Annotated in this window: 7 protein-coding genes; 1 reads left to right on the top strand and 6 read right to left on the bottom strand. The window is 63.2% G+C overall.

Translation table 11 applies throughout. The annotated features are described in order from the left end of the window. Window positions 1-319: 319 nt before the first annotated feature. From HFK74_RS32380 to lldD, 5 genes are all read right to left on the bottom strand, one after another. Window positions 320-4,414, bottom strand: coding sequence for a bifunctional nitrate reductase/sulfite reductase flavoprotein subunit alpha (locus HFK74_RS32380; RefSeq protein WP_180207142.1), 4,095 nt, complete (start codon window positions 4,412-4,414; stop codon window positions 320-322). A 402-nt stretch (window positions 4,415-4,816) separates the two neighbouring features. Further along, complete coding sequence (locus HFK74_RS32375; protein WP_180207141.1) at window positions 4,817-6,523, bottom strand: amidase; 1,707 nt, start codon at window positions 6,521-6,523, stop codon at window positions 4,817-4,819. A gap of 84 nt (window positions 6,524-6,607) precedes the next feature. Next, window positions 6,608-7,126 (bottom strand): HIT family protein, encoded by a 519-nt coding sequence (locus tag HFK74_RS32370; protein WP_180207140.1) that lies wholly within the window; start codon window positions 7,124-7,126, stop codon window positions 6,608-6,610. Between the two features lie 220 nt (window positions 7,127-7,346). Beyond that, window positions 7,347-8,114: a metallophosphoesterase gene (locus tag HFK74_RS32365; protein ID WP_180207139.1), complete on the bottom strand. Its 768-nt coding sequence runs from the start codon at window positions 8,112-8,114 to the stop codon at window positions 7,347-7,349. 37 nt (window positions 8,115-8,151) lie between these two features. After that, entirely contained in the window at window positions 8,152-9,297 is a 1,146-nt protein-coding gene (gene lldD, locus HFK74_RS32360) for an FMN-dependent L-lactate dehydrogenase LldD (RefSeq protein WP_180207138.1), read from the bottom strand. A 172-nt stretch (window positions 9,298-9,469) separates the two neighbouring features. Here lldD and HFK74_RS32355 point away from each other — a divergent pair, with 172 nt between their 5' ends. After that, entirely contained in the window at window positions 9,470-9,685 is a 216-nt protein-coding gene (locus tag HFK74_RS32355) for a hypothetical protein (protein ID WP_180207137.1), read from the top strand. 22 nt (window positions 9,686-9,707) lie between these two features. Here the strand turns inward: HFK74_RS32355 and HFK74_RS32350 are convergent, their stop codons facing one another. After that, the gene (locus HFK74_RS32350; protein ID WP_008063249.1) at window positions 9,708-9,926 is read right to left on the bottom strand and encodes a DUF4287 domain-containing protein; all 219 of its coding nucleotides are present in this window, start codon (window positions 9,924-9,926) and stop codon (window positions 9,708-9,710) included. Window positions 9,927-10,118 lie beyond the last annotated feature (192 nt).

Below are 10,118 nucleotides of genomic sequence, written 5' to 3'. Positions count from 1 at the left end.
GCCGGTTTAGCCGCGCTGGGCCAGGGAGGGCCCATCGCGGCGACCCACGGAGCAATGCCTTCGTTACGGCATGCCGAGCCTAAGCGAGGCACCAAGTGGTGGGGCAAAGCCTTTTGCTTACTTTTTGCTGGGCCGGCACTCCGGCGTTTGAAAAAGTGAGTCGCTGTAAGAGCGAAACCCTAGGTGGCCGTTACCGCAGCAATGGATATGTACTCAGACAACAATCTCCCACAAGCTTCGACGCGGCATGGATCAACCAACGCAACGCTCAAGGCCACCTTCGCTGGCAACTCGGCTGTCACCGACACTCACCAACCACTCAATAAACATCCCGCAAATAACGCTTCTGCTCACTCATCTGCCGCCAGTAACCAGCCGCACCTTGCGGGTCCAGTCCGCCGTGCTGCTGCGCGACCTGGCGCAAGGCCTGGTCGACATCCTTGGCCATGCAGCTGGCATCGCCACAGATGTACAACCGGGCGCCATCCTGCAGCCAGCGCCAGAGTTCGGCGCCTTGTTCGCGAATGCGGTCCTGCACGTAGATTTTCTCGGCCTGGTCGCGGGAAAAGGCCAGGCTCAGTTGCGTCAGCAGGCCATCGTGTTGCATGCCTTGCAGTTCGTCGCGGTAGTAGAAGTCGCTGGCGGCGTGTTGTTCACCGAAGAACAGCCAGTTCTTGCCCTGGTCGCCCCGTGCCCGGCGTTCCTGCAGGAAGGCGCGGAAGGGCGCGACCCCGGTGCCGGGGCCGATCATGATCATCGGCACGTCACCGTCGTTCGGCACGCGAAAGTGTTTCGACGGCTGGACGAAAACCGGTACCTCGGCGTCCTGGGCGCGGTCGGCGAGGAAGGTCGAGGACACGCCCTTGCGTTTGCCGTAGCGCACCGCGGCCACGGTGAGATGGACTTCCCGTGGATGCGCCTTGGCGCTCGAAGCGATTGAATACAGGCGCGGTTGCAGGCGCTTGAAGGTGCCCAGGAGCTCGCTCGCCGAGCAGTCCAGCGGATACTCCTGCAGCACGTCCGCCAGTTGCCGCCCCCACAACCAGTCTTTCAATTGAGCCTTGTGCTCATTGCCCAGCAGCTGTTTCAAGCCGGGGTTGGCGCTGCGCTCGGCGATGAAGGCCAGGGTGTCGCTGCTGGGCCGGGCGATTTCGAAGTGTTCGGTCAGCGCCTGACGCAACGACACCTCGCCGTATTTATCGACGCTCACTGGCGTCTCGGCGTTCAACCGGGTCAGGTCGAGCAGCTCGTCGACCAGCTCCGGGCAGTTGCGCGGATGGACGCCCAGCGCGTCACCCGCTTCATAGCCCAGTCCGGAATCCGCCAGGTCCAGGGCAAACATGCGGGTTTCCTTGTGCGGGCTCTGGCGGTTCAGGTGAAGATTGGCCAGCAGCCGCGAAGCATGGGGCTTGGCTTTGCCGAGTGTCTCGGCGGCACTGTTGTCATGCGCCGGGGCGGCGACCACAGCCTCAGGCTTGAGGGTCTTCTGCAATTGCGCCAGCCAGGTATCGGCGCGCTCTTCGAATTCGGTGTCGCAATCGACCCGTTCCAGCAGGCGGGTGGCGCCCAGTTCCTGCAGGCGCTGATCGAGTTGTTTGCCGTGCTGGCAGAACCTGTCGTAGGCCGGGTCACCCAGGGCCAGCACGGCAAAACGCAGCGATTCCAGACGCGTCTGGGCGGTGCTCAGGGTGTGCCAGAAACCTTCGCCATTGTCCGGCGGATCGCCATCGCCGAAGGTGCTGCTGATCAGGGCCAGGTTCTGCGTGCTGGCCAACTTGCTGGCGGGGAAGTCGGCCATCGCGCTCAGCTCCACGGCGAAACCGCCGTCACGCAGGCGCGCGGCCATACGCTCGGCCAGGGTCTCGGCATTGCCGGTTTGCGATGCCCAGAGCAAGGTCACGGCGGGGGCGTTTTCTGCGGTGGCGGGGGACAGGGTTCCAGCCTGGTCAGCTACACCCGCATCGACCCGGCTGAACAACCCGCCCAGGAGCCCATCCAGCCACAACCGCGTCTCGTTGGCCAGGGGCGCGCTGGCCGGCAGCACCGGCACGCCGGCGGCCTGGCGACCGGCCGGGGATTGCAGGCCGCTGAGGAAACCGGCGAGGTAGGTGCGTTCACTGTCGTTCAATTGCGGGGAGGGCAGGCGACGGATGCCCGCGAGATCGGCGAAGGTCTCGATGCTCGACATGGCGAGTTCCTCTGGTAAGGGGGATGAGTCGACGGTGGCAGGCGCTGGTGTTTGCAGGAACTGATGGTCGATCAGTTCGACACGTTGCAGGGCGACCGCACAGAATTTGAATTCGGGCTGCTGCGAGATCGGGTCGACGGCATCGTTGGTCACGGCATTGATCGCCAGGTTCTCGCCGAACACATCGTTCCAGTGAAAGGGTGCAAAGCAGTTGCCCTGGCGCACGCGGTCGCTCACCACCGCTGGCAACACCGCCCGACCTCGCACCGAACGCACCTCGACCGGGTCCTTGTCCTTGATGCCCAAGGCGCTGGCGTCCTCGGGATGGATCTCGACGAAGGGCCCCGGGTTGAGCTTGTTCAGGGTCGCTACCTTGCCGGTCTTGGTCAGGGTGTGCCACTGGTGCTGCAGGCGCCCGGTGTTGAGCACGAAGGGAAAGGCTTCGTCCGGCATTTCGGCGGGTGCCATGTGCGGCCGGGGGAGGAAGATGCCTTTGCCGCGCTCGGTGGCAAAGACGATCGCCGGCTGGCTGCCATCGGCATCGATCCTGAGCGTCTGGCTCAGGCCATTGTTGAGGTAGCGAATCGGATTGCGATCCGCCGCGGTATCGCTGGCGCAGGGCCATTGCATGGGTTTGTCGCGCAGACGCGGGTAGCTGGCGCCACGAATGTCATAACCGGTCTTGGGGTTCCAGGCGCGCTTGATCTCTTCGAACACTTCATCGGCAGTGCTGTAGGTGAACGCCGCGGCGAAGCCCATCTCGCAGGCCACCCGGGCAATAATTTGCCAGTCGGGCAGCGTTTCGCCCGGGGGCTCCACGGCTTTTTGCATCAGCGTCAGGTTGCGCTCGGAGTTGATCATCACGCCCTCGGCCTCGGCCCAGAGCGCGCCGGGCAGGAGGATGTCGGCGTAACGGTTGGTCTCGGTGTCGAGGTAGGCGTCCTGGGTGATGACCAGTTCGGCCGCCTGCAGGCCGTCGATTACTTTCTGGCGGTTGGGGCCCGACGCCACCGGGTTGGTGCAGATGATCCAGCAGGCCTTGATCCGTCCTGCGCTCATGTCTTCGAACATCGCCACGGTGCCGCCACCGGCGTTGCGCGGCAGGCGGTCGCGCGGGATGCCCCACAATGCCTCGATGAATGCGCGGTCCGCCTCCACCAGCATCGAACGCTGGCCGGGCAGGCCCGGCCCCATGTAACCCATCTCGCGACCGCCCATGGCGTTCGGTTGGCCGGTCAGGGAAAACGGCCCGCTGCCGGGCCGGCAGATCGCCCCGGTGGCCAGGTGCAGGTTACACAGGGCGTTGGTGTTCCAGGTGCCGTGGGTGCTCTGGTTCAGCCCCATGGTCCAGCAGCTCATCCACTGCGCGGCCTCGCCGATCCATTGTGCGGCCTGGCGAATGTCCGCCTCGGGCAGGCCGGTGAGGTGCGCGACCTTGGCTGGCGGATAGTCCTCGAGAAATTCCGGCATGGCATCCCAGCCTTCGGTGAACGCCGCGATGAACGCCGGGTCGGTGTGACCGTTTTTCACCAGCAGGTGCAGCAAGCCATTGAGCAATGCCAGGTCGGTCCCAGGCAGGATCGGCAGGAACAGGTCAGCCTTGTCCGCGGTGGCGCTGCGCCGTGGGTCGACCACGATCAGCTTCGCCCCGGCCTTGACCCGGTCCATCATGCGCAGGAACAGGATCGGGTGACAGTCGGCCATGTTGGCGCCGATGACGAAAAACAGGTCGGCATGATCGAAGTCCTGATACGAACCCGGGGGGCCGTCAGAACCGAGGGAGAGCTTGTAGCCGCTGCCGGCGCTGGCCATGCACAGGCGCGAATTGGACTCGATGTTGTGGGTCCCGACAAAACCCTTGGCCAGTTTGTTGATCAGGTATTGGGCTTCCAACGACATTTGCCCGGACACGTAGAACGACAATGCATCGGGGCCGTGGCGATCGAGAGTGTCGCGCAGCCGGCTGGCCGTCTCGCTGATGGCCTTGTCCATGGCGATGCGCACCGGGTCGCGGCGGCGTTCGTGGCGCAGGTAGGCATGCTCCATCCGGCCCGACTCGGCGATGGCCTGGCCGCAGGTGGTGCCTTTGGTGCAGAGCCTGCCGGCGTTGGTCGGGTGGGCCTTGTCGCCGCTGACCTTGACGACCCGGTTGTTTTCGACCTGCATGACGATGCCGCAGCCCACACCACAATAGGGACATACACTGCGTACGGTTTTGCTTGCCATCCTCGCCCCTCGAATCTCTTGCCGGCCGTTGCCGAAGCCGGAAACAAAAAAGGCGCCATGCGGCCCACCGTCAGTAAAAAAACGGGGGACACACGGCGCCTTTGTCGTATGCATGCAATCAGCGTTGACTGCAGGGTTGAGGTGTTACTAGCAAGTCACGCGCCAGAAATGCCCTGGAGGTCGTGATCGAAGCCAATACACAGGTGGGGGCACGGCTTTACCGGGTGAAAACCGCCGTCTTGTGCGGCTCTGGGGTGAGGGGGAAATTATCGAACGTCGGTGCCAAAGAACGGCGCTGTATCCGCTGCCTGCACTTTTATAAAGCGCCAGGTGCACCCGGGTGCACCAGTCGGTGGCGGTGGCGGGACTGGTGCCTGAAACGCCCCAGTCCCGCCCGCACGATCACTTGCCCAGCGGTGGGGTACGCGGCGGGATCAAGCGCTTGGAACCTGTGGCTTCGAACGCCGACGCCAAGCGCAGCAGGCTCGAGTCGTCATAGGCGCGACCGGCGAAGGTCAGCCCCACAGGCATGCCGATGTCCGGCATTATCCCCATCGGCACGGTAACCGTCGGTACACCCAGATGGCGTATCGCGAGGTTGCCGTTGGCCACCCAGACACCGTTGCTCCAGGCGATGTCCGCCGCGGCCGGATCGACGTCGGCATTGGCCGGGCCGACGTCGGCGACCGTCGGGAAAATCACCGCATCGAGCCCCAGCCCATCCATCCACTGTTCAAGATCGATCTTGCGGGTGTGTTCAAGGCCGCGCAGGCCGTCCGGCACCGTCGGGATCTGGTCCCACGGGGTAATGCCGCGCTCGGCCATGCGCACGTACTCGTCCATGCCGGCGGCAAGGTCGCCCTCGCGGTTGGGCAGGGTGCCCGGGTCGTGGGGGAAAATCAGCGGCCCGTCGACATCGACCAGGCGATTCAATTTCGGATCGCCGTTGGCCTGCAGGAAGTCGTCGAACGCCCAGGCTGTCAGGTCCCACAATTCGTGATGCAGGAACTCCTTGGACACGATCCCGCGATTGAACACGGTTGGCGCACCGGGGCGATCGCCCTCGCAGTTGGAGACGAGGGGGAAATCCACCTCGATGACCTCGGCGCCGGCGGCTTGCAGGGCCTGGCGTGCCTGTTCCCACAGGCCGATCACCGACGGCCGGGTGTGGATGCGCTGCCCGGTCGGGCCACCGATGCCAGGGGACTCGCTGGTACCGGCTTCGGGATCGGCGTTGATGTACATGCGCGGAACGCCCAGGCGCTTGCCGGCCAGTGTCGCGGCGTTGACCGCCAGGTCCTGGTAAGAAGCGGGACGTACCGCAGCGACAGCCGGAATCGGCACCCAGGGTTGCAGGCGCCACAGGTCGCCGCGGGTGTCGTCGTCCTCGGCCACCACCACGTCCAGCACTTCGAACAGGTCGGCCATGGTCCTGGCGAACGGCACGACCACGTCCATGGTCGGCGTCAACGGCCAGTTGCCGCGCACCGAGATCACGCCGCGTGACGGCGTGTAGGCACACAAGCCATTGTTGGACGCCGGGCCGCGACCGCTCGACCAGGTTTCTTCAGCCAGGCCGAAGGCGGCAAAACTGGCGGCCGTGGCCGTCCCTGCACCGTTCGAAGAGCCCGAGGCGAAGGGGGCGGTGAGATAGTCGGCGTTGTACGGGCTTTCTGCGCGGCCGTAGACGCCACGCTGCATGCCGCCGTTGGCCATTGGCGGCATGTTGGTCTTGCCCAGGCAGATGGCACCGCCGGCGCGCAAGCGCTCGATGGTGAAGGCATCGCGATAGGCGACCAGGTCCTTGAAGGCGGGGCTGCCGGAGGCGGCAGTGAGGCCCTTGACCAGGTAACTGTCCTTGGCCGTATAGGGGATGCCGTCGAGCGGGCCCAACACCTGGCCCTTGGCGCGACGGGCATCGCTGGCCTGTGCCTCTTGCAACGCATCGGGGTTGCGCACCACCACCGCGTTGAGCGCGGTGGGCGACTGGGGCGTGTCGTAGGCATCGATCCTGGCCAGATAAGCCTGGACCAGCGCAACGGCGGTGGTCTGGCCGGATTCGAGCGCAGCGCGCAGTTGGGCAATGGAAACTTCGGTGACTTCGATCATGCGATGACTGCCGGCTGTTGATGGGGGATGCGCTGAATGAGGCATCCGGGTACGCCCGTCATGTTAGCACCGCGATCGCCGAAGTCAGCTGTCGACTTGAACTCGCAGACGCTGGCTCGCCGGACTGAAGGCTGTGCGCAGACGGTCGATGACCTGGTCGATCGACGGCCCTTCAATGGCCGGTGGTTGTGGGCTCTCGCCAAATTCACGCCAGATGAACAGGGTCATTTCCGCGCCATCGGTCAGCGTATGCGCAGCGGCACTGGCGCCGAAGTTTTCCAGCAGTCGGTAGCGCTCATCCTGCCAGAACAGGTCTTCGACCCACGGATACACCGGTATGTAATGAAAATGGATGGGGAAGCGCGGATCATGGCCGAATCGGCTGATGTAGAGCCACTTGGGCTGCAACTCCGTTTGCAGGGTTTTCTGGACTCTGGCGAGCAGCACGCCCATCTCGGCCAGGGCCTGCTCGGGGAGGTCGGACAGCGAATTGGCGTTGTGCCGGGTGCCCAGGACCAGGTAGCCGGGCAGCGCCGAAGACATATGGTGGTTGAGGATCCAGTGGGCGGTTTCATGAATGATGAAACGGGGGGCGATGTCCATGGGTCAATGTCCGTTGGCGGAGTTGCCGAAAGGGGCGATCTGGTTGGCCATGACAGATACTAAATCCAGCAAAGGGCCGTGCGATACGCTTTTTGCGCTGAGGCCCTGGGCAAGGCCCGAAGGGCTGTTCCCGTTGGGCGCGGGCAATGTAGAGGCAAACCCTGTCGCCAGCCACCAGACAAGGGTGTGGCAGGTTAACGCTTTGGTATGAGGGCAGGGATCATGGATTCAGCTCAATCACATGGGCGGCGTTGAATTGAGCGTTTTCATTGACACCCCCCTTGGCATAGCCCCGGGCGTTGCACATGACCCGGGTCTTGCCGATCCGGTAATCGAAGCTGCCATGGGTGTGCCCATGCAGCCAGAGCGCGGGCTGCCACGCCTCGATCCGTTCCCGGAGGTCTGACACGAAACTCGCGTTGATCGGCGAATCAGCGAAAGCCGGGCTGATGCTCAAGCGGGTCGGCGCGAAATGCGAGATCACCACCGTGGGGATGCCGGGGTCGGCGGCAAAACAGTCTTCCAGCCAGGCGACCGTCTGCATGAACAGCATCTGGGAAATGGCCGGCGTGAACAGATCTGGAAAGTCCGGCGAGACCCTGATGCGGCTGAAGTCGCGAATGAGCCGGGTGGCCATGTCGATCCCCTGCGCCCGCTCTTCTGCCTGATCAAACAGGCGATAGTCGGACCACAGGGTACAACCGAGGAACCGCACGCCGTCGTGAATGTGGGATGTGCGTTCCAGCACGCGGATCGGTGTGCCTTGCGACAACCTGTGCAACTGCTCGTAGGTCGAGATCAGGTCACCGCCATAGAACTCGTGATTGCCCGCCACGTACAGCACCGGTATCGGGCATGCGCTGGCCCACTCGATGGCCGCGGCCGGTCGGGAAATGTCGCCGGCCAGGACCAGGATATCGGCGTCCACAGCCGGGAAAGGCAGGGCATCGACGGACAAGTGGATATCGGATAGCAAGGCGATGCGCATGGAACGGTTCCTGGCAGTCATTAATGTTGGTGGTCAATTACCTGAGCGGATGACGCACCAGAATCGATTCGTTGATCTGATCGATAGAGGTGACCCCGGTCAAGGTCATGGCCACGCGCATTTCCTTGGCGAAAATATCCAGCATGTTTTCCACCCCGCGTTGACCATCGGCCGCCAGTGCATAGGCCATGGAGCGTCCCAGGAGCACGCCTTTCGCTCCCAGGGCCAACATGCGCACCACGTCCAGTCCCGAGCGGATCCCCGAATCGACCAGCACCTTGAGGTCATTGCCGACCGCTTGCATGATCGGCGGCAAGGCCTGGGCCGTGGAGAGCACGCCGTCCAGCTGGCGGCCGCCGTGGTTGGAGACGACAATGCCGTCGGCGCCAAAACTGACCGCATCCCTGGCGTCCTCGGGGTCGAGAATACCCTTGATGATCATCGGGCCCTTCCAGAAATCGCGAATCCACTCCAGGTCGCTCCAGCTGATCGAGGGGTCGAAGTTGTTGGCCAGCCAGCCGATGTAGTCTTCGAGGGTAACGGCCTTGCCGAGATACTTCGAGACATTGCCCAGGTCATGGGGACGGCCCAGCAGGCCGACGTTTAAGGCCCAGTCGGGTCTGGTGATGGCCTGCAACATGCGCCGCGTCGATGCATAGGGACCGGACATGCCCGAATGGGCATCGCGGTAGCGGGCGCCGGGGGTGGGCATATCCACCGTGAACACCAGGTTCTGCACGCCGGCGGCCTTGGCGCGTTCCAGGGCGTTTTTCATGAAGCCCCGGTCCTTGAGCACATACAGCTGAAACCAGATGGGTTGCTGGGTATTGGCGCAGACTTCTTCGATCGAGCACACCGACACGGTGGACAGGCACAGCGGGATACCCTTGTTTTCGGCGGCCTTGACCGCCTGCACCTCACCGCGGCGGGCGAACATGCCCGTCAGGCCTACCGGCGCCAACACGACGGGCATCGACAAGCGTTGATCAAACAGGGTGGTTTGCAGGCTCAAGGCTTCGACGTTCTTGAGGATGCGCTGGCGCAGACTGACCTGCGTCAAGTCGGCGCTGTTGGCCCTCAGCGTATGCTCGGCATAGGCTCCGCCATCTATGTAGTCGAACAAAAAACGCGGGAGCTTGCGACGCGCTGCCTCGCGATAATCGGATGCGGACGAAATGATCATATTGCCGATGCCTTGAGCTGATGAGGGACGGTGGCGTCTGTCGAGCGTGAAGGCAGATTAGCCCATGCCATCGCAACCCTGTTGAAAAGCCGTTCAAACCTTTTGTGGCTGCAACATGGCCGCAACAATGCGCGCCTATGATCCGCCTCAACCAAAACTCAGGGAACGACCCATGAATCGGCCATCAAGAAGCCTGCGCAAACTGCTCGACTCCGTCGCCGCCAACAATGAAAGCGCGGCGCTGGACGTGATGCGCGCCGCTGAACAGCTCAAGGACGAAGTGTTGCGCCAACGCTTGCTCAACCTGATTCATCGGCTCAACCAGGACGCCATCGATTTGCGGATTGCGCGGGATGAGATTCAGGGGGGTGGGATCAAGTTGGCGTGAGGGGCGCCCGATCCAGGCCCTGTCACTGGTTTTTCGCGCTGGCCAGGTAATAGGCAACCAGCGCGTTGGCGTGGCCATGACCCAAGCCGTGCTCGGTTTTGAGCCAGGCGACCATTTCCATGTGCTTCTTGGTGCTGACGGTCTTGAGCAGGTCAAGCCAGTGGGTGACCGGGTGCCCGTACTTTTTTTCGATTGAAGGGAAGTACGAGGCGGGTCCTTTTGTTTGTGTCTCTTCAGTCACGTTCAAAACTCCTTTTTTACTGGATTATTGGGGCCGTGCCCCGCTGAGTTACTTTTTAGCCTGCGCTGAATCGGTCGTCCACTCCTGGCGCTGATTGTCTTTCAGGCGTACATATCCATTCCTGCGGTAACGGCCACCTATGGTTTCGCCCTTACGGCGAGTCACTTGGAAAAGCCCCAAGTAACCAAGGGC

This window comes from Pseudomonas sp. SbOxS1 (assembly GCF_013416725.1).
Classification (GTDB): Bacteria; Pseudomonadota; Gammaproteobacteria; order Pseudomonadales; family Pseudomonadaceae; genus Aquipseudomonas.
The sequence above is the reverse complement of the archived record's forward strand: the minus strand, read 5'-3'. Positions and strand labels throughout refer to the sequence as shown.